This is a genomic window from Rheinheimera soli, assembly GCF_021290985.1.
Classification (GTDB): Bacteria; Pseudomonadota; Gammaproteobacteria; order Enterobacterales; family Alteromonadaceae; genus Pararheinheimera; species Pararheinheimera soli.
On the sequence record NZ_JAJOYU010000022.1, the window covers coordinates 1 to 19,912 of the forward strand.

At 46.4% G+C, this 19,912-nt stretch carries 19 protein-coding genes; 3 read left to right on the top strand and 16 right to left on the bottom strand.

Annotation, left to right across the window (positions count from 1 at the left end; translation table 11 throughout):
- Positions 1-19: 19 nt before the first annotated feature.
- The 10 genes from LSG37_RS14750 to sdhC form a co-directional block, all read right to left on the bottom strand.
- Positions 20-664 (bottom strand): hypothetical protein, encoded by a 645-nt coding sequence (locus tag LSG37_RS14750; protein WP_233080615.1) that lies wholly within the window; start codon positions 662-664, stop codon positions 20-22.
- A 290-nt stretch (positions 665-954) separates the two neighbouring features.
- The gene (locus LSG37_RS14755; RefSeq protein ID WP_233080616.1) at positions 955-1,284 is read right to left on the bottom strand and encodes a hypothetical protein; all 330 of its coding nucleotides are present in this window, start codon (positions 1,282-1,284) and stop codon (positions 955-957) included.
- Between the two features lie 364 nt (positions 1,285-1,648).
- Entirely contained in the window at positions 1,649-2,521 is an 873-nt protein-coding gene (gene sucD / locus LSG37_RS14760; protein WP_008899439.1) for a succinate--CoA ligase subunit alpha, read from the bottom strand.
- A 10-nt stretch (positions 2,522-2,531) separates the two neighbouring features.
- The gene (sucC, locus tag LSG37_RS14765) at positions 2,532-3,701 is read right to left on the bottom strand and encodes an ADP-forming succinate--CoA ligase subunit beta (protein WP_233006945.1); all 1,170 of its coding nucleotides are present in this window, start codon (positions 3,699-3,701) and stop codon (positions 2,532-2,534) included.
- Between the two features lie 146 nt (positions 3,702-3,847).
- Positions 3,848-5,038: a 2-oxoglutarate dehydrogenase complex dihydrolipoyllysine-residue succinyltransferase gene (odhB, locus tag LSG37_RS14770; RefSeq protein ID WP_233080617.1), complete on the bottom strand. Its 1,191-nt coding sequence runs from the start codon at positions 5,036-5,038 to the stop codon at positions 3,848-3,850.
- A 118-nt stretch (positions 5,039-5,156) separates the two neighbouring features.
- Complete coding sequence (locus tag LSG37_RS14775; RefSeq protein WP_233080618.1) at positions 5,157-7,964, bottom strand: 2-oxoglutarate dehydrogenase E1 component; 2,808 nt, start codon at positions 7,962-7,964, stop codon at positions 5,157-5,159.
- A 110-nt stretch (positions 7,965-8,074) separates the two neighbouring features.
- Positions 8,075-8,794, bottom strand: a complete 720-nt coding sequence (locus tag LSG37_RS14780) for a succinate dehydrogenase iron-sulfur subunit (protein WP_233080619.1) — start codon at positions 8,792-8,794, stop codon at positions 8,075-8,077.
- A 12-nt stretch (positions 8,795-8,806) separates the two neighbouring features.
- On the bottom strand, positions 8,807-10,579 hold the full coding sequence (gene sdhA / locus LSG37_RS14785) for a succinate dehydrogenase flavoprotein subunit (protein WP_233080620.1): 1,773 nt from the start codon (positions 10,577-10,579) through the stop codon (positions 8,807-8,809).
- A complete protein-coding gene (gene sdhD / locus LSG37_RS14790) occupies positions 10,580-10,927 on the bottom strand; it encodes a succinate dehydrogenase, hydrophobic membrane anchor protein (protein WP_233080621.1) in 348 nt (115 codons plus the stop codon).
- A complete protein-coding gene (gene sdhC / locus LSG37_RS14795) occupies positions 10,918-11,295 on the bottom strand; it encodes a succinate dehydrogenase, cytochrome b556 subunit (protein WP_366515563.1) in 378 nt (125 codons plus the stop codon). Before sdhC ends, sdhD begins: the two co-directional genes overlap by 10 nt.
- 369 nt (positions 11,296-11,664) lie before the next feature.
- On the opposite strand from sdhC, the gene LSG37_RS14800 reads away from it, so the two are divergent.
- The 3 genes from LSG37_RS14800 (at position 11,665) to LSG37_RS14810 (ending at position 14,656) form a co-directional block, all read left to right on the top strand.
- The gene (locus LSG37_RS14800) at positions 11,665-12,942 is read left to right on the top strand and encodes a citrate synthase (protein ID WP_233080622.1); all 1,278 of its coding nucleotides are present in this window, start codon (positions 11,665-11,667) and stop codon (positions 12,940-12,942) included.
- Between the two features lie 62 nt (positions 12,943-13,004).
- On the top strand, positions 13,005-14,219 hold the full coding sequence (locus tag LSG37_RS14805) for an aminotransferase class V-fold PLP-dependent enzyme (protein ID WP_233080623.1): 1,215 nt from the start codon (positions 13,005-13,007) through the stop codon (positions 14,217-14,219).
- A complete protein-coding gene (locus LSG37_RS14810; RefSeq protein ID WP_233080624.1) occupies positions 14,216-14,656 on the top strand; it encodes a SufE family protein in 441 nt (146 codons plus the stop codon). Before LSG37_RS14805 ends, LSG37_RS14810 begins: the two co-directional genes overlap by 4 nt.
- A gap of 8 nt (positions 14,657-14,664) precedes the next feature.
- On the opposite strand, the gene tcdA is transcribed toward LSG37_RS14810, so the two are convergent.
- Genes tcdA through msbA form a run of 6 tightly spaced genes read right to left on the bottom strand, consistent with a single transcriptional unit; the run spans position 14,665 to position 19,858 of the window.
- Positions 14,665-15,453: a tRNA cyclic N6-threonylcarbamoyladenosine(37) synthase TcdA gene (gene tcdA, locus LSG37_RS14815; protein WP_233080625.1), complete on the bottom strand. Its 789-nt coding sequence runs from the start codon at positions 15,451-15,453 to the stop codon at positions 14,665-14,667.
- A gap of 13 nt (positions 15,454-15,466) precedes the next feature.
- On the bottom strand, positions 15,467-16,180 hold the full coding sequence (locus LSG37_RS14820) for a TIGR01621 family pseudouridine synthase (RefSeq protein WP_233080626.1): 714 nt from the start codon (positions 16,178-16,180) through the stop codon (positions 15,467-15,469).
- 15 nt (positions 16,181-16,195) lie between these two features.
- Positions 16,196-16,960 (bottom strand): 3-deoxy-manno-octulosonate cytidylyltransferase, encoded by a 765-nt coding sequence (gene kdsB / locus LSG37_RS14825; RefSeq protein WP_233080627.1) that lies wholly within the window; start codon positions 16,958-16,960, stop codon positions 16,196-16,198.
- On the bottom strand, positions 16,951-17,145 hold the full coding sequence (locus tag LSG37_RS14830; RefSeq protein ID WP_233080628.1) for a Trm112 family protein: 195 nt from the start codon (positions 17,143-17,145) through the stop codon (positions 16,951-16,953). The genes kdsB and LSG37_RS14830 overlap by 10 nt, the downstream gene beginning before the upstream one ends.
- The gene (gene lpxK / locus LSG37_RS14835) at positions 17,145-18,110 is read right to left on the bottom strand and encodes a tetraacyldisaccharide 4'-kinase (protein WP_233080629.1); all 966 of its coding nucleotides are present in this window, start codon (positions 18,108-18,110) and stop codon (positions 17,145-17,147) included. Before lpxK ends, LSG37_RS14830 begins: the two co-directional genes overlap by 1 nt.
- On the bottom strand, positions 18,110-19,858 hold the full coding sequence (msbA, locus tag LSG37_RS14840; protein ID WP_233080630.1) for a lipid A export permease/ATP-binding protein MsbA: 1,749 nt from the start codon (positions 19,856-19,858) through the stop codon (positions 18,110-18,112). Before msbA ends, lpxK begins: the two co-directional genes overlap by 1 nt.
- Positions 19,859-19,912: the final 54 nt, after the last annotated feature.

The following is a 19,912-nucleotide window of genomic DNA, read 5'->3' on the forward strand; positions in this document are numbered from 1 at the left end:
GCTCAAAGCAGCGGCGCGTTTAAGAGTCCGCCTGACTTTGCTTGTTATGCGATTTTGGTTTGTGATCACGATACAATTGATAACCTAGAATAAGTATCACTAAAAAGCAGATAAATATAACTGCATTATCAAAGTTGTTGCTAATCACCTTCCAAGCTCGCTTAACTTTCAGGTAAGACACCTTTTCTGCTAGCCCCTCAGAATGAGTTAAATATATTGAATCAACGTCTTCGTCAGATAGGTTTTTGGTTGACCAGCCAACAATATAAATACTCTCTGTTGGCTGCAAATCAGGAATTGTAATTATGTCTTTATACTGTTCTTCGATTAGATCATGCCCATCTCTTGAAAGCTGATATGAGTATGTGTATGGCAATTTTAGTTTCAGTCTATTTGCCTCTTTATCTCCATTATTGTGGATCCCAATGCTCCAAGAAGACTGAATCTTTGAGTGTTTCTTTATGTTATTCAGTGACTCTAGTTCTGAGTCTGATAGAAGGTCGTACTTGTTATCTATTATTCTTGGCCAAGTGAAACTGTTGTATCCCACTGCAACTAAAACATCAGCTTTTTTCTTACTCATTGAGTCATAAGCAGCAAGAGCACCAAAAACTACGGATAACACCATAGCCAACTTACCGAATGTTTCCCAAAATTTATTCATAACTTCCTAGTTTTTACTATGTACTAATCGCATAACAATTTAATAGAAGGGTTTCTGCCCGCAAGTCGAACATTTTTCTCCCTTCTTTCCTGATTTCTACTCATACCAAATTAACGTTGATATATCTCTATTTCAACAGGTTTTTCTGAAATCAGTAAAATTATGGCCGACAAAATCCAGACAGACTGTACGCTAGTTGCGTGGATTTTTTACTCAGGCTAAATAACTTTGAATTTAACCAGCACAGGTAATATCAGTGTCAGGTCTTACCCTTTGTCCTGAGAAACAAATTAACGCCTGAACCGGCACAGCTCTTCAACAACAGCTTTAGTCTCGGCAGAAAACAACTCCATCTGCGCATCAGATAACACACCATAATGCTTAAGCGCTGCAATTTTAAAGAGAGCGCTGTTTCGTGACAGACCATCAAACATTTCAGCTATAGCCTCATCTTCTTTTTTGATCAGATTGTAAAGTTCAAGATAACTCTTGTGCTGCTGCCCTGCTCTGTCTGCTGAAAGTTTTTCAATGCGCTGGAAAATTTGTTCACAAGCGACGTTGAGTAATTCGTCTTTTAAATCCCTGATCCTTTTCCAGTCTCGTTCAGGTATGGACGTCATTTGGCGATCTCCTACATGCAATAAGGCAAAAGAAAGGAATCTTTGACCAAAGCCTTATTTTTATCCGTTTTGTTTGTACCAAATTAGCGCTGATGTACCTGTATTTCAATAATTTTTCGGTTGGCTCTGCAATGGTGGCGATAAAAATCGCAGGTGATGGAGATTTAGCACTTAACCCAAACGGGCGACCATAAAGGTCGCACCCTACACAGCAGGGTATCAAATCATCGATGGATTTTAAGCAGGTTGTCGGGGGAAGTAATGCAGAAAATATAGATGCATAAAATCTACAAATAATAAGGGCGGGTATAAAGCCCGCCCTTATGGCAACTGGTTAATCAGGAGGACTGATCCCCCGAATTAATTACCAGCCAGTCAGTTCTTTCAGTGCTTTACCGATATCGGCTAAGCTTTTCACGGTTTTCACGCCTGCGTCTTCCAGTGCAGCGAACTTCTCGTCAGCTGTACCTTTACCACCAGAGATGATGGCGCCTGCGTGGCCCATGCGCTTACCAGCTGGTGCAGTTACACCGGCGATGTAAGACACAACTGGCTTAGTCACGTGTTGCTTGATGTAAGCAGCAGCTTCTTCTTCAGCTGAACCACCGATTTCACCGATCATGACGATGGCTTCAGTTTGTGGATCGTCCTGGAATAATTTCAGGATATCGATGAAGTTAGAACCTGGGATTGGGTCACCACCAATACCTACACAAGTAGACTGGCCGAAACCGTAATCCGTAGTTTGTTTTACTGCTTCATAAGTCAGAGTACCTGAACGTGAAACAATACCTACTTTACCTGGTAAGTGAATGTGGCCTGGCATGATACCAATTTTACATTCGCCTGGAGTGATCACGCCTGGGCAGTTAGGGCCAATTAAGCGTACGCCTAATTCGTCACAACGTACTTTAGCGTCCAGCATATCCAGTGTAGGAATGCCTTCAGTGATACAAACGATCAGCTTGATGCCACCGTTTGCAGCTTCCAGGATAGAATCTTTACAGAAAGCAGCTGGTACGTAAATTACTGATGCTTCTGCACCAGTCGCTTCTACTGCTTCTTTAACTGTATTGAATACTGGTAAACCTAAGTGAGTTTGACCACCTTTACCAGGAGTCACACCACCAACCATTTTAGTGCCGTAAGCAATGGCTTGTTCAGAGTGGAAAGTACCCTGAGCACCAGTGAAGCCCTGACAAATTACTTTGGTATCTTTATTAATTAAAACGCTCATGGATTACCCCTTATGCCTTAGCCGCTGCAGCAGCAACTACTTGCTTGGCAGCACTAGTCAGGTCTGTGTCAGCGATAATATTCAGGCCGCTTTCAGACAGCACTTTAGCACCCAGTTCTGCATTGTTACCTTGCAGACGAACAACAACTGGTACTTTCACGCCGACTTCTTTCACTGCGCCGATCACACCTTCAGCAATCATATCGCAACGAACGATACCGCCGAAAATGTTGATGAATACCGCTTTAACAGCGTCATCAGACAGGATAATTTTGAAGGCTTCAACAACACGTTCTTTAGTCGCACCGCCGCCAACGTCCAGGAAGTTAGCTGGTTGGCCACCGTGTAATTTCACGATGTCCATAGTACCCATAGCTAAACCGGCACCGTTTACCATACAGCCGATGTCGCCACCTAAAGCTACGTAGTTCAGTTCCCATGAAGCAGCATGTGCTTCACGTGGATCTTCCTGTGAAGGATCCTGCATAGCTTTTAAATCAGGGTGACGGTACAGAGCGTTGCCGTCGATCACCAGTTTGGCATCTAAACAGTGCAGATCGCCAGCAGGAGTGATAACCAGGGGGTTCACTTCCAGCAGAGCTAAATCTTTGTCTTTAAACAGTTGAGCCAGACCCATGAAGATTTTCACGAACTGGTTCACTTGCTTGCCTTCCAGGCCTAATTTGAATGCTAATTCACGACCCTGGAATGGCTGAGCGCCTACCAGTGGATCGATTGCAGCTTTCAGAATTTTTTCCGGAGTTTCGTGGGCTACGGTCTCAATTTCCACGCCGCCTTCAGTAGACGCCATAAACACGATACGACGTGAAGAACGGTCTACTACTGCACCTAAATACAGTTCTTTAGCGATGTCAGTACAAGGTTCAACCAGGATACGGCTTACAGGCTGACCTTTTTCGTCTGTCTGATAAGTAACCAGTTGCTTACCAAGCCATTTTTCAGCAAAAGCTCTGATGTCTTCTTTGCTCTTAACCAGTTTAACGCCGCCCGCTTTACCGCGACCACCAGCGTGAACCTGAGCCTTGACAACAAACATGTCGCCGCCGATTTTATCTGCAGCTTCTACCGCTTCTTCAACAGTTGCTGCGGCGATGCCTTTCGATACAGGCAAACCATATTGGGCAAACAGTTGTTTACCCTGATACTCGTGCAAATTCATGGCTATTTTCCGTTCATTTTGACATTGAAGGCCACACCGGAGGTGCAACCTGACCTTTAGATCGGCGCGTATTATAGTGCCAATCAGTCTGATAAAAAATGCTGTTGCTATAAAACAACAGCATTTTTAGTTACTTTTTCCAGATATTAGATATCCAGCAGAATACGGGTTGGATCTTCCAGCAATTCTTTGATAGTCACCAGGAAGCCTACTGACTCTTTACCATCGATGATACGGTGGTCGTATGACAGCGCTAAGTACATCATTGGCAGAATTTCCATCTTGCCGTCAACAACCATGACGCGGTCCTGGATTTTGTGCATACCCAGAATAGCGGATTGTGGCGGGTTGATGATTGGAGTAGACATCAGAGAACCGAACACACCACCGTTAGTGATAGTGAAGTTACCGCCGGTTAAGTCGTCCATAGACAGCTTACCGTCACGGCCTTTTAAGGCTAAGTCTTTGATTGCTTTTTCGATTTCAGCCAGGTTCATTTTGTCACAGTCACGCAGTACTGGGGTAACCAGACCACGAGGTGTAGACACAGCGATGCTGACGTCGAAGTAGTTGTGGTACACGATGTCATCGCCATCAATAGCAGCGTTCACTTCTGGGAAACGTTTCAGCGCTTCTGTTACGGCTTTCACGTAGAAAGACATAAAACCTAAACGGATACCGTGACGCTTTTCAAACACGTCCTGGTACTGCTTACGCAGTTCCATAATGGGTTTCATGTTCACTTCGTTGAAGGTCGTTAACATGGCTGTAGAGTTTTTCGCTTCTAACAGACGGTTCGCGATGGTTTTACGTAAACGTGTCATAGGCACACGTTTTTGTGAACGATCACCTTGTACCGGAGCAGGAGCTGCAACAGCAGCAGCTTTAGCAGGAGCAGCTGGTGCACCGGCTAAGAACTTTTCTACGTCTTCTTTAGTGACACGGCCATTTTTACCAGAACCCTGGATCTTAGCAGCGTCTAAGCCTTTTTCAGCAATGAGGCGACGAACAGATGGAGTTAATACGTCATCTGACTCTGTTGCAGGAGCAGCAGCGGCCGGGGCAGCGTCAGCTTTAGCAGCAGGTGCGGCGGCAGGAGCTGCAGCGCCAGCGTTCATATGACCAATCACTTGTTCAGCCAATACAGTTGCACCTTCAGCGTGAACGATTTCACCCATGACGCCATCGGCCTGAGCCACGACTTCAAGTACAACTTTATCTGTTTCAATGTCAACCAGGACTTGATCACGGCTAACGGCTTCACCTGTTTTTACATGCCAGGTGGCGATTGTTGCGTCTGCAACTGATTCTGGTAGTACCGGGACTTTAATTTCCACTTTGTCACCTTTTTTTAAAAAATTTGGGTTCTGAATCGTTACTTAAACTAAAGTCAGAGCGCCTTGCGGCAGCACTGACTGAATACAAAAACGGCACAACCAAAGTTGTGCCAAATTATTAAGCAATAGTTAAAGCTGCGTTGACTAAAGCCTGCTGCTGTTTGTTGTGCACAGACAAGTAACCTACAGCAGGTGAAGACGAAGCTTCACGGCCAGCGTACGTCAGTTTTCCACCAGCTGGGATTGAAGCCCAGAAATGGTGTTGACTGCAGTACCAGGCGCCCTGGTTTTGAGGCTCTTCCTGACACCAGACAAAATCTTTTACGTGTTGGTAGTCTTTCATGATAGTAGCCATCTCTTCCGCTGGGAAAGGATACAACTGTTCAATACGGACAATAGCAATGTCAGTCAGATTGCGTTTACGGCGTTCTTCCAACAGATCGTAGTACACCTTACCGCTACACATCACCACACGTTTCACATCAGCTGGCTTGATTGGATCAATTTCAGCAATGGCGTTCTGGAATACACCAGAAGCAATTTCTTCTAAGCTAGAAGTTGCTAACGGGTGACGTAATAAAGATTTAGGTGACATCACAATCAGAGGACGACGCATTGGGCGAACCATCTGACGGCGGATCATGGCATACACCTGAGCCGGAGTGGTTGGAACCACAACCTGCATATTGTGATCAGCACAAAGTTGCAGGAAACGCTCTAAACGGGCTGAGGAGTGCTCCGGACCCTGACCTTCGTAGCCATGAGGCAACAATAATGTCAGACCACACAAACGGCCCCACTTCTGCTCACCTGAGCTTAAGAACTGGTCAATCACCACCTGAGCGCCGTTTGCGAAGTCGCCAAACTGGCCTTCCCAAATGACTAAAGCACGAGGTTCAGCTGTGGCATAACCGTATTCAAACGCCAATACCGCTTCTTCAGACAAGGCGGAGTCGAACACCTGGAATGGACCTTGTGAGTCGCTGATATGTTCCAGTGGTGTATAGGTGGTCGCATCGTTCTGATTGTGCAGTACCGCATGGCGGTGGAAGAAAGTACCACGGCCTGAATCCTGACCTACGATACGAATACGATTTCCTGCACCGACGATAGAAGCGTACGCCAGAATTTCAGCGAAACCCCAGTCGATCTTTTTCTCGCCTTTGAGCATTAAAGCGCGGTCTTCGTATACTTTGCCAACCTGACGTTGCAAGGTATGAGTTTCAGGCACAGAAATCGCTTTTTCACCTAAGGTGACCAAATCAGGCACCGTCATGCTGGCATCGTAAGCCGTATTCCAGTCATGGCCAATGTATGGAGTCCAGTCCACTGACACTTCAGTCATAGGACGCCATTCTTCAACCACGCAGTCGCCTTTATCTAAGGCGTCACGGTAACCATCGACCATTTGCTGCACTTGTTCAGCAGTCACCACGCCTTCAGCAATCAGCTTCTGAGCGTATAACTCACGTGGAGTTGGGTGTTTTTTGATTTTCTGGTACATCAGCGGCTGAGTTGCATTTGGCTCATCCGCTTCGTTGTGACCGTTACGACGGTAACAAACTAAGTCAATCACCACATCACGTTTGAAGGTGTTGCGGTAGTCTACAGCCAGCTGAGCAACAAAAATCACAGCTTCCGGATCATCACCGTTGACGTGGAAAATTGGGGCCTGAACCATCTTGGCGATGTCAGTACAGTATGGCGTAGAACGAGTGTCTTCAGGGTTCGATGTAGTGAAACCCACCTGGTTGTTAATAACCAGACGGATAGAACCACCCACTTTGAAAGCACGGGTTTGAGAGATGTTAAAGGTTTCAGCCACCACGCCCTGGCCAGCAAAAGCTGAGTCACCGTGAATGGTGATAGGCAGAGCCAAAGAACCATCTGTGCAACCGCGACGGTCTAAACGGGCACGTACTGAACCTATAACCACTGGGTTAACAATTTCAAGGTGAGAAGGGTTAAAGGCTAACGCCAGGTGAACATTGCCACCTTTGGTTTCGAAGTCAGACGAGAAACCCATATGGTATTTCACATCGCCTGCGCCAACCACTTCATATTTACCGGCGAATTCGTCAAACAACTTGCCCGGGTTTTTACCCAGCACGTTGATCAGCGTATTTAAACGACCACGGTGCGCCATACCGATAATACAGTCTTTTGCGCCCTGCTCGCCTGCACGGTGGATCATGGCTTTGAGCATTGGCACCATGGCGTCACCGCCTTCTAAACCAAAGCGCTTAGCACCTGGGAATTTAGAGGCCAGGTATTTTTCCAGACCATCAGCAGCCACTAAGCCTTGCAACAGTTTGGTTTTTTCTTCTTTTCCGAACGCACGTGAAGCCTGTTGGCTTTCTAAACGTTGTTGGATCCAACGTTTTTCGTCCGTCGAAACAATGTGCATATACTCAGCACCAATAGAACCACAGTAAGTAGCTTCCAGGGCTTTGTACAAATCGCCTAACTTCATACTGGTGTCGCCACCAGCAAAAGAGCCGACATTAAATTCGGTGTCAAAATCTGCCTGAGTCAGGTCGTGATAGGATAATTCTAAATCACGTACACGAGGCTGCTTCCACAGGTTCAGCGGGTCGAGGTTAGCCTGCTGATGACCACGGAAACGGAAGGCATTGATTAATTGCAGAACTTTCACCTGGCGCTGATCTGAACCACCTGCATTCACCGTAATGACTTCACGGTGTTTGTTCTTGGCGAGTTCAGCAAATTGCTGGCGAATGTCACTGTGACGGGATTCGAGTTCTACGCCGTCAATTTTGGGCAGACTGGCAAAAAACTCACGCCATTCATCACTGACGCTGGTCGATTCAGCTAAGTAGGATTCATAGAGCTCATCTACGTAGGCCATGTTGCCACCGCCTAAATGAGAAGACTCTAACCACGCCTTCATTACACCTTCGTGCATTTAGTTTCCCTTATTCGAAGCACCTGGAAAAAATTCGCAAAAAGCGCCCCAGGTTTTGGGCGCGCTTCATTTTATACCAATCAGACCAATTAAGCTCTGACAAAGGGCGCTTAAAGCGCCCGGTTTAACAGCATAGATTTGATCTGACCTATAGCTTTGGTCGGGTTCAAACCTTTTGGACATACGTTGACACAGTTCATGATGCCATGGCAGCGGAACACGCTGAACGCATCATCTAAATCGTTTAAACGTTGTTCAGTGGCAGTATCACGGCTGTCTGCTAAAAAGCGGTAAGCGTGTAATAAACCAGCTGGTCCGATAAATTTATCTGGATTCCACCAGAAAGACGGGCAAGAAGTTGAACAGCAAGCACATAAAATACATTCATACAGGCCGTCTAACTTTTCACGATCTTCAGGTGACTGCAGGTATTCGCCTGCAGGTGGTAACTCGTCATTGATCAGGTAAGGTTTCACCTTTTCATACTGAGTGTAGAACTGAGTCATATCCACAACTAAGTCACGCACTACAGGTAAACCTGGTAATGGACGGATCACCAGTTTGCCGCCTTTACCTTTGCCTAAAGCAGACAATGGAGTAATACAGGCTAAACCGTTTTTACCGTTCATATTCAGACCGTCTGAACCACAGACACCTTCACGGCAGCTGCGACGGAATGATAAGGTTGGGTCTTGTTCTTTTAATTTCAACAGTGCGTCTAACACCATCATGTCACGACCCTCTGGATTATCCAGAGTATAGTCCTGCATACGTGGTGCTTTATCTACGTCAGGGTTGTAACGATAGACAGAGAATTCTAACTTCTTCATTCTGCATCCCTCTTAGTACGTACGTGCTTTAGGCGGGAAAGCTTCACGGAACTTAGGTTCCATATTCACTTTACGCTTAAACATTGATTCAGTATCTGGCGTGTAGACGCTGTGGCATAACCAGTTTTCGTCATCACGATCAGGGAAGTCAAAACGAGCATGGGCGCCACGGCTTTCTGTTCTGTAGTTGGCAGCAACTGCAGTAGAAAACGCGGTTTCCATCAGGTTGTCCAGTTCTAAACATTCAATACGCATGGTATTGAAGTCTGAGCTCTTGTCATCCAGACGTGCATATTTCAGACGTTCACGGATTTCTTTCAGCTCTGCTAAACCTTCAGCCATAGCAGCACCTTCACGGAATACCGAGAAGTTCAGTTGCATACATTGCTGTAAGTCTTTTTTGATCTGAACCGGATCTTCACCCTGACCTGGCTTGCTGTCTTCCCAACGTTGAGTACGGGATAAAGCAGCTTGCAGATCGGAATCAGAGGCAGCACGGTATTCAGACGTTGCAGCCAGTGCTTCACCCAGGTGTAAACCTGTAGCGCGACCGAATACAACTAAGTCTAACAAGGAATTACCACCTAAGCGGTTAGCGCCATGTACAGACACACAAGCAATTTCACCACAAGCGAATAAACCTGGTACTACCACTTCAGAACCGTCGGCTTTCGGGTGTATCACCTGACCATGCACGTTGGTTGGAATACCACCCATCATATAGTGACAAGTTGGGATTACAGGAATTGGCTCTTTCACCGGGTCAACGTGAGCGAATGTCTTCGACAATTCACAAACACCTGGTAAACGGCTTTCTAAAACTTCAGCACCTAAGTGGTCCAGTTTCAGTTTGATGTGTGGACCCCAAGGACCATCACAACCACGGCCTTCACGGATTTCAGTCATCATAGAACGAGCTACAACGTCACGACCCGCTAAGTCTTTGGCGTTTGGCGCATAACGCTCCATGAAACGCTCGCCGTCTTTATTTAATAAGTATCCACCTTCACCACGACAACCTTCGGTCACCAGCGTACCGGCACCTGCAATACCTGTCGGGTGGAATTGCCACATTTCCATATCCTGCAGCGGCACACCGGCACGTAAGGCCATACCTACACCGTCACCAGTGTTGATGTGCGCGTTGGTAGTAGAGGCATAGATACGGCCTGCACCACCAGTAGCTAACACTACGGCACGGGATTTGAAGTAAACAATTTCACCGGTTTCAATTTCAATGGCAGTACAACCTACCACTGCGCCGTCCTGGTTTTTCACCAGATCCAGTGCATACCACTCAGAAAATACCTGAGTTTTGTTTTTTACGTTTTGTTGGTACAGCAGGTGCAATAAAGCATGACCAGTACGGTCTGCAGCAGCTGCGGTACGGGCGGCTTGTTCGCCACCAAAGTTTTTCGACTGGCCGCCAAAAGGACGCTGATAAACACGGCCGTTCTCAAAACGAGAGAAAGGTAAGCCCATGTTTTCCAGTTCAGTAATGGCTTCAGGGCCAGTTTTACACATGTATTCGATAGCGTCCTGGTCACCGATATAATCAGAACCTTTGACGGTATCAAACATGTGCCATTCCCAGTTGTCCGGGTGAGAGTTACCTAACGCAACAGTGATACCACCTTGCGCAGATACAGTGTGAGAACGGGTTGGGAATACTTTGGATAACAAAGCACAAGATAAACCTGATTCAGTAATTTGCAGAGCGGCGCGCATACCCGCACCACCTGCGCCTATTACCACGGCATCAAATTCGCGTACTGGAATATTCACTTAAACACCCCACAGAACAAAGAGACCAACAGCCACATAGCCAAAAGCTAAGGTGTACAACAGGAACTGTAAAACGCCACGCAAAACTGCGTTTGTCACGTAGTCAGTTAATACCTGCCACAAACCAATTTTGGTGTGAACTGCGATACAAGCTAAGGTTAATAAAGTGAAAGCTTTCATCAGCAGACCGGAAAACAGTGCTTTCCAGACGTCATAAGTTACTTCAGGAGTAACCAGAAAAAATCCCAGAATAAACAGAGTGTACAGCGTTAAAATAACTGCTGTGGCACGTAACGAGACATAGTCTTTGACACCGTCACGTCTTAAACTGGCTTGATTCAGAACCATAACCAAACTCCTGCTAAAACAGCTAATACAACCCACAGTACGATAGTGATGACTGCGCTCAGGTTACCGGACTTCAGTTCTTCCCAGTGGCCCATGTCCATAATCAAGTGACGGATGCCACCAATCATGTGATAGAGCAATACTGTGATAGTACCCCAGGCGATAAACTTGGCGATGAAGGATTGTAATACCAGTTTCACTTGCTCAAAGCCTTCCGGAGAAGACAAAGAGACTGCCCAAGCCCAGATCACAAACACCAGTGCGAAAAACATGGCGACGCCAGTTACGCGGTGCAGGATCGACGCTATCGCAGGAGCAGGAAAAGATATTGTTGTAAGGTCGAGATTTACAGGTCTTTGCTTTTTCACAGTTTCTTGCCCATCGACGCTCTTTATAGAGCTTTGTTGTCATTATTTGTTGCTGAATAATCAGTCAACGCCCAATGGATATACAGGCTACAGCTCAGTGTGGTTCAGCCTGTTTTTTTATCTATCAAACGCTGAACAGGTTTAAAACCCGCGACAGTATATAATTCACCACTTCGGATTACAATTTATGTTTGATTTGGTTATCGAATTTCTGCGTACTCTACCCTACAGCATTCAACTTTGATGGCAATACGACCAGAGTCGAATACTTATTATCCAATCGCGCATTAAAATTGACTTTTAGGCAGCACTTGAAGTTAGAATAGGTGCGAAAAGGTTTAACCCAATTAAAACAACAGGAGAAATCCAATGGCAGATAAAAAAGCTGTCGTGCAGATCGAAGGACAGGCACCATTTGAACTTCCTATCTATTCTGGCACTGCAGGCACTGATGTTATTGATGTTCGTGCTTTAGGTCAGCAAGGATACTTCACCTTCGATCCGGGCTTTATGGCCACGGGTTCATGCGAATCAAAAATCACCTATATCGATGGTGACAATGGCGTGTTGTTACACCGGGGTTACCCAATAGAGCAATTAGCAGAACATTCAGATTATCTGGAAACCTGTTACCTGCTGTTGGAAGGCGAATTGCCTACTAAAGCTAAATACGATGAATTTGTGCATACCATCACGCGCCACACTATGGTGCATGAAAAAATTGCCTCATTTTTCCAAGGCTTCCGTGTTGACGCTCACCCTATGGCCATGCTCTGTGGTGTAGTTGGCGCTCTGTCTTCTTTTTATCACTCAGACCTGGATATTAACGACCCTGAGCAGCGTAAACGCAGCGCTCATCGCTTAATTGCCAAGTTACCAACTATCTCTGCCATGGCGTATAAGTACACTGTAGGTCAGCCTTTTGTGTACCCACGCAATGACTTAACTTATGCAGAAAACTTCCTGCATATGATGTTCTCTGTACCAGCTGAAGACTACAAAGTCAGTCCTATTGTTGCCAAAGCAATGGACCGTATTTTTATGCTGCATGCAGACCATGAACAAAACGCTTCAACGTCCACAGTACGTTTAGCCGGTTCTTCAGGCGCAAACCCATACGCTTGTATCGCTGCTGGCGTAGCATCTTTGTGGGGCCCTGCACACGGCGGCGCCAACGAAGCTTGCTTAAAAATGTTGCAGGAAATCGGCTCTGTAGAGCGTATTCCTGAGTTCGTTGCTCGTGCTAAAGACAAAAACGACAGTTTCCGTCTGATGGGCTTTGGTCACCGCGTTTACAAAAACTTTGACCCTCGTGCCAAGGTGATGCGTGAAACTTGCCACGATGTATTAAAAGAGCTGAACATCAAGGATCCTCTGCTGGATGTTGCGATGGAACTGGAGCGTATTGCGCTGTCAGACCCGTACTTCATCGAGAAGAAACTCTATCCAAACGTTGATTTCTACTCAGGCATCATTTTAAAAGCCATTGGTATTCCAACCAGCATGTTTACTGTGATTTTCGCTATGTCACGTACTGTAGGCTGGATCTCTCACTGGGACGAAATGTTGTCCGACAAAGGCCACAAAATTGGTCGTCCGCGTCAGCTGTACACCGGCTACACCAAGCGCGACTACAAAAAAGCCTAACCTGCTGATGGGGCCGGATGTTATGATCCGGCCTCGTTTTTTATAGCTTTAGGTTGCCAATCTTGAATTTCAATCTCCCCGCTTTACGGCAACAATTCCCGTTTTTTACTGCTCATCCGGACTGGATTTATCTGGATAACGCAGCAACTCTGCACAAGCCGCAAGTAGTGCTTGATGCGATGCATCAGTTTTACAGCCAGCAAAACAGCAATGTACACCGTTCTGCCCATGGCTTAAGCCAACAGGCTACAGCGGCATTTGAAGCGGCCAGAAGCACTGTTGCACAGTTTCTAAATGCGCGTTGTTCCCATGAAATTATCTGGACCAGCGGCACCACAGCAGGCTTTAATCAGCTGGTTTATGGCCTGATGGGGCCAGTATTGCAGTCAGGCGATCGGGTATTAATTTCATCTATGGAACATCACGCCAATATTGTGCCCTGGCATATTCATGCTCTGCCTTTTGGGGTGGAACTGGACGTGGTGCCTTTAACGGCAGACTATCGATTTGATCTGGCTGCCTTTACAGAATTATTAAAACTCAAACCCAAAGTGGTTAGTATTAGCCATGTCTCCAATGCTTTGGGCCATATTCAGCCAATAGCGCAGATAGTGCGTCTGGCCAAGGCTGCAGGTGCTATTGTGGTGCTGGACGGTGCTCAGGGCATTGTCTGGGAGAAAGTTGATGTACAAGCCCTGGATGTAGATTTTTATCTGTTTTCAGGCCATAAGCTCTATGGTCCAACAGGCATTGGTGTTTTGTATGGAAAAACAGAGTATTTAGCACTGCTGCGCCCGCTGCTGGGTGGCGGAGAAATGATTAAAACGGTGAGCTTTTTACGGAGCAGCTGGAACGATTTACCCTACAGATTAGAAGCTGGCACGCCCAATATGGCAGGTGCTATTGGCCTCGGCGCTGCTATTTTATGGCTGCGACAGCAGGATTTAGTCGCGATACAGCAGCATAAACAAGGCTTGGTACAACGCTTTTATGAGGGTTGTAAGCAAATTCCGGCTTTAGAGCTGCTATCTGGTCAGACAACTAACGCAGGAATAGTGGCGCTCAACCTGAAAAATGAGCACCCTGCCGACCTCGCAACCTTGTTAGACCAACAAAAAATCGCCGTTCGGGCCGGAACTCACTGTGCTATGCCGCTATTTCAGGCCATAAATAGCAAAGGTTCAGTACGTTTCTCTTTTGCTTGTTATAACAGTTTCGACGAAATTGACCGCACTTTAGCTGCTTTAACTACTGCAGTGGAGTTACTTACTGAATGATCCGACCAGATATCTTTACAGAAACCGCTACTGCGCTAAAAAATATTTACGAGACACAGCTGCCTGAATTACGACAGCTGAAAGACTGGCAAAGTAAATACCGTATTTTAATGACGCTGGGCAAAGCATTACCTGCTTTTGACAGTGAGTGGCACAGAGATGAGTTTTTAGTTCAGGGCTGCGAAAGTAAAGCCTGGCTGCTGCATTACCAAGACCCTGTGACAACCCAGCACTTTTGGGCTTTTGACAGCGATGCTCGTATTGTTAAAGGCTTGATTATTCTACTGTTAGTGCAGCTGAATGGCCTGACATCGGAAGAATTGGCGCATGCAAAACCGGAGTTATTGCTGAACGAATTACAGCTACAACAAAACATCAGCCAGTCACGCAGCAATGGCTTGCTGGCTGTGCTAAATAAAATAAAAGCTGTGATTTAAAGCTATAGTCAGGCTTTATTAGCTTTTTCGGCAAGCTTTTTCAGCACTCTGGAGACAGCCACAAAAGCAAAAGCGCCTGTCACTACAGTCACAGCGCCAAAACCACCGCTGCAGTCTAAACGCATAGGGCCATCCAGTTCTGGTTTGGTCTGACAGACAGTGCCATCGCCTTTTGGATAGACCAATTGCTCAGTCGAATACACAGCATCTATACCAAAACGTCGTTTGGGGTTGCGACTATAGTTGTAGTCGCGGCGCAAGGTATTACGCACTTTGGATAACAAAGGGTCGTACACAGTCTGGCTTAAATCGGCCAGCTGAATTTGGGTAGGATCGACCTGCCCGCCAGCCCCACCTACCGTCACTATGGCAATTTTATTACGTTTGCAGTGCGCTATCAGCGCGACTTTAGCTTTGATCGAATCGATGCAATCCACCACATAGTCAAAATCGGTGCTCATCAACTCGAATAAATTGTCGAGTGTGACAAAGTCTTCCACCTGATGCACAACACAATCCGGATTAATAGCTTTAATCCGCTCTGCCATCACCGCCACTTTGTCTTTGCCTATGCTATCGGATAATGCATGCAACTGGCGATTAGTATTGCTGATGCAAATATCATCCAAATCAATCAGGGTAATTTCGCCTATGCCTGAGCGCGCCAAAGCTTCAGCAGCCCAGCTGCCAACCCCACCAATGCCAACCACACAGACATGCGCCTTTTGAAACGCTTCCAGCGCTTTGGTGCCATACAAACGGCCTATGCCGGCAAAACGTAATAAATAATCGGACACGTAAATTACTCTTTTACTCAACAACTTTAGATGTTGTTGGTTTTTGATAAGATGGCCAATCCAGCACTGCTGGTTCTGCCCAATGCTGATTCAGGTGTTGCAACAAGGATTCTGATAAAAACTCTGTGCCATCAGATGGAGGCAACACCAGCTTAATTTCAGTGCCAGACCAGCTAAAATACAGCGCATAAGCATGCAGATAGAGACGATCTGCTGCAGTGCCCTGATACAACTCGTCACCCAAAATAGCTGCGCTGACACTTTTTAAAGCCACCCGCACCTGATGAGTTTTACCGGTAAAAGGTTTCACCAAAAAAGCTCTGCGCCCTTCCACCTCGTAAAACGCCGAGACAAAATAACTGACAGCAGGGTTAGTTAAGCTACTGGTGAGCTTCCAGGCTGAGCGGCGCGCCTGCACCATATCGCCTTTGACCCAGCCTTGTTTTTTCTTTGGTTTTTGATCCGTCAGCGCTAAATAAAACTTTTGGATTTGTTGCTGTTGGAAAAGTTGCGACAAGTCCGCTGCTGCTTCGCTACTTTTTGCCAGCAGCAATAAACCTGAGGTGCCTTTATCCAGCCGATGAACGGCATACAACTTCAGCCCAAATTGGGCTTCAGCCAAAGCCACTACACCGGGTTCAAACTCAGAATGAAAACTGACACCGGACGGCTTGTCCAGCACCAGAAAATCAGCATGCTCATACACCAGCTTCAAAAGCACTGTCATTTATAAAGCGGCCATTTATAAAGCCGCCGCAACCAAACGGGCTCGTTCTAAATCTTCAGGCGTATCTACACCCACTGCAGGCGTTTCCAGCGCAGTCGCTACATGAATAGCTTCGCCTTGCCACAAGACTCTAAGCTGCTCTAAACATTCAATTTGTTCCAGCGTTGAGGCTGGCCAACTGACATAATCTTTAATAAAACCAGCACGATAAGCATAAATACCTATATGACGACGGTAGATATCAGTCAGCGCGGAACTAAAGGTTTTGTCGCGGTCAAAAGGGATCACAGAGCGGCTGAAATACAATGCATAGCCATTTTTATCGCTTTGTACTTTCACCACATTCGGGTTTTGCACTTCATCCTGATGTTCAATAGGCACAGACAAAGTGGCCATACGAGCTTTGCTTTGACTGGCTAAATTCTCTGCCACCTGCCGGATAATAGCAGGCGGAATAAAAGGCTCGTCGCCTTGCACATTCACGACTACCGTATCATCGGCCAAACCTAATAAAGACACTACTTCTGCCAGACGCTCAGTGCCTGAATTATGTGCTGGGCTGGTCATACAGACTTCGGCACCAAAGGTTTCACACACCTGCTGCACACGAGCATCGTCTGTGGCTATCACCACACGTTCTGCGCCACTTTTAATAGCCTGACGGTACACCCTTTCAATCATACTTTGGCCGGCAATATCCGCCAAAGGTTTACCAGGTAAACGGCTGCTGGCGTACCGGGCCGGAATAACGACCAGAAACTTGCAAGTGATCAGCGCCATTTCTCTGTCTCATCCAGACTTAAAGTGCGGGCTTCAGAAGTTAATAGCACAGGAATATGTTGTTTTACCGGATAAGCCAGACGATCCGCAGTACAAATCAGCTCCTGCTTTTCTTTGTCCAGCTTTAGTTTATTTTTGCACAGTGGACAAGCAATGATGTCCAGTAAGGCGATATTTAAGGCCATTAGTTATCTCTCCATTGGCGCAGCTGTTGCTGCAACCAGAATTTAAATTCGTCCGACAGGTCGGCTTCGACCGGCAGGTAATACCAATTGGGTTTGGCAAAAGCCCGGCATTTGACCGCATCTTTTTCAGTCATCAAAAGTGGCCCTTCAATGCCCGCCAAGCTTTGTTCATCAAAGGCATAATGATCGCGGAAAAACTCTGTGGCTTTAATCTCAATACCAAAGCTTTTTACCGTATCGACAAAACGTTGTGGATTACCTATAGCTGCCACTAAAGTCACTGCCTGCTGTTGCCATGCCGTTTGACCATCTAAAGCAACAGGAGCAACAGGTTTTAACGCCATTTTATACTGTGCAGACTGGAAATCGCCGCTATTTACAATGACCGCATCGACGCTTTGTAAACGTGATACTGGCTCACGTAAAGGCCCAGCTGGCAATAACTGCTGATTACCCAGTCCGCGCTGACCATCAATTAACACTAACTCCAAATCGCGTTTTAATCTGTAGTGCTGTAAACCATCATCGCTAATGACAATATCGCAGTCCGTGGTTTCCAGCAGATACTGTGCCGCTGCCACTCTGTCGGGACACACCACCACAGGGCAGTGACTTTTGCTGGCCAACAGCAAAGGCTCATCGCCCACATCAGCGGCTAAATGCAAAGAGGTAACGCGCACAGGTTCAGTGACCCGGGCACCATAACCACGGCTGACAATTCCAGGGGTAAAACCCTGCTCTGTTAAACACTGACAGAGCCAAAGTGTAAAAGGCGTTTTACCTGTACCACCAACTGAAATATTACCCACAATAATAACGGGTTTATCCACCGCAAAAGATTGAAACCAGCCACGCTGATAACCAACTCGGCGAATAGCAGCCACCCAGCGATACAGCAAACTCAGCGGCCAGAAGATCAAAGTAAAAGGATGCTGTTTATACCAGCCGCGCTCCCACCAGTTCATCAGGCTTCACTGAATTGCATTTTATACAGCTGAGCATAATAGCCATTTTGTGCCAGCAAAGACTGATGAGTGCCCTGCTCTACAATCTGGCCTTGATCCATCACTAAAATCTGATCGGCATTTTCAATAGTGGATAAACGGTGCGCTATAACAATACTAGTACGGCCTTTAAATAACTCTTCTAAAGCCCCCTGTATTTTACGTTCTGACTCCGTATCTAAAGCTGAAGTGGCTTCATCCAGAATAAGTACAGGAGCCTGACGCAACAAAGCACGCGCTATGGCAATACGCTGGCGCTGACCACCGGATAATGTCACACCGTTTTCGCCTATTTCAGTATCCAGCCCTTGCGGCATCTGACTAACAAATTCCATCACATGAGCTTTTTCAGCCACGTTAATTAAATGCTCGCGGCTTAATTCACCACGATAACCATAAGCGATATTATTGGCGATGGTATCGTTAAACAGCACCACTTGCTGCGAGACCACAGCCATTTGTCCGCGCAGTGAGTCCAGCGTGCAGTCTTTAGCATTGATGCCATCGAGCAGAATTTCGCCTTGTTCGATTTCATAAAAGCGCGGCAGTAAGTTGGAAATAGTAGTTTTACCGCTGCCGGAGCGACCCACTAAAGCCACAGTCTGGCCAGGTTCCACTTTGATATTGATTTGTTTTAACACCTGTTTTTCATGACCAGGATAGTTAAAGCTTAAGTTATTTATTTCAATAGCGCCTTTTACCTGCCCAAGCTCAATAGTGCCGGTGTCTTGCTCTGGCTTTTCATCCAACACTAAAAACACATTGGTTGCAGCAGCCATACCACGCTGGAAATCACTGTTCACTGTTGTCAGCTGTTTAAGCGGTTTTAACAGCAACATCATGGCGGCCAGAATTTCACTGAAAGTACCAGGGGTTAAGGTGTCGAGCATGGCCGGGAAGCTGGCCAGATAAATCACAAAAGCCAAAGCAAAAGAAGCGATCAGCTGCACCAGGGATACACTGATGGAACGGGTCGCTTCCATTTTCACATCCAACTGGCGGTTGCGATTATTCACTGCTTTAAATCTGGCGTTTTCCAGTTCGGCAGAACCAAAGGATAAAATCACTTTATGACCATTCAGCATTTGCTCTGAACTGGTGGTGACATCCCCCATGGCATTTTGCATATTGCTGCTGATTTTGCGAAAGCGTTTTGACACTTGAGTCACGATCACGGCGATCACTGGCGCTATCACCAGAAAAATAAGCGACAGCTGCCAGCTGTTATAAAACATCAGGCCCAGACAACCTAAAACAAAAACACCTTCGTGAATAAGCACCATCAGCGCTTTACTGGAGGCTTGTTTAATTTGCTCGGCATCGTAAGTAATTTTGGAAATCAGCTCGCCGGTCGAATGTTTATCATGATAACTGACAGGTAAGGCGATCATCTGACGGAACAATTGCTGGCGTAAATCTTTGACTATATGAGTGCCAGCCCAGGTTAAGCAGTAGCTGGAAATAAAATGAAACACCCCTCGCAGAAAAAACATCCCGACCACAAAAACAGGTGCCCAGGCCAGATAACTCATATCTTTCTGAGTAATGCCTCTGTCGATAAAACTGGAAAACTGGGAAATAAAATATACGTCCACGCAGGCATAGCCAGCCATACCCAACATAGCCAGTGCAAAGCCGGCTTTATAGGGCTTTAAATACTGCAGCAGGCGTTTAAAAGTGCTGATTGAACCTGTTGTTTGTGAAGACAAATTTAACCCCAAAGAATATTAAAACCGCCGCCATTCTACCTTGTTGTTTCAGCT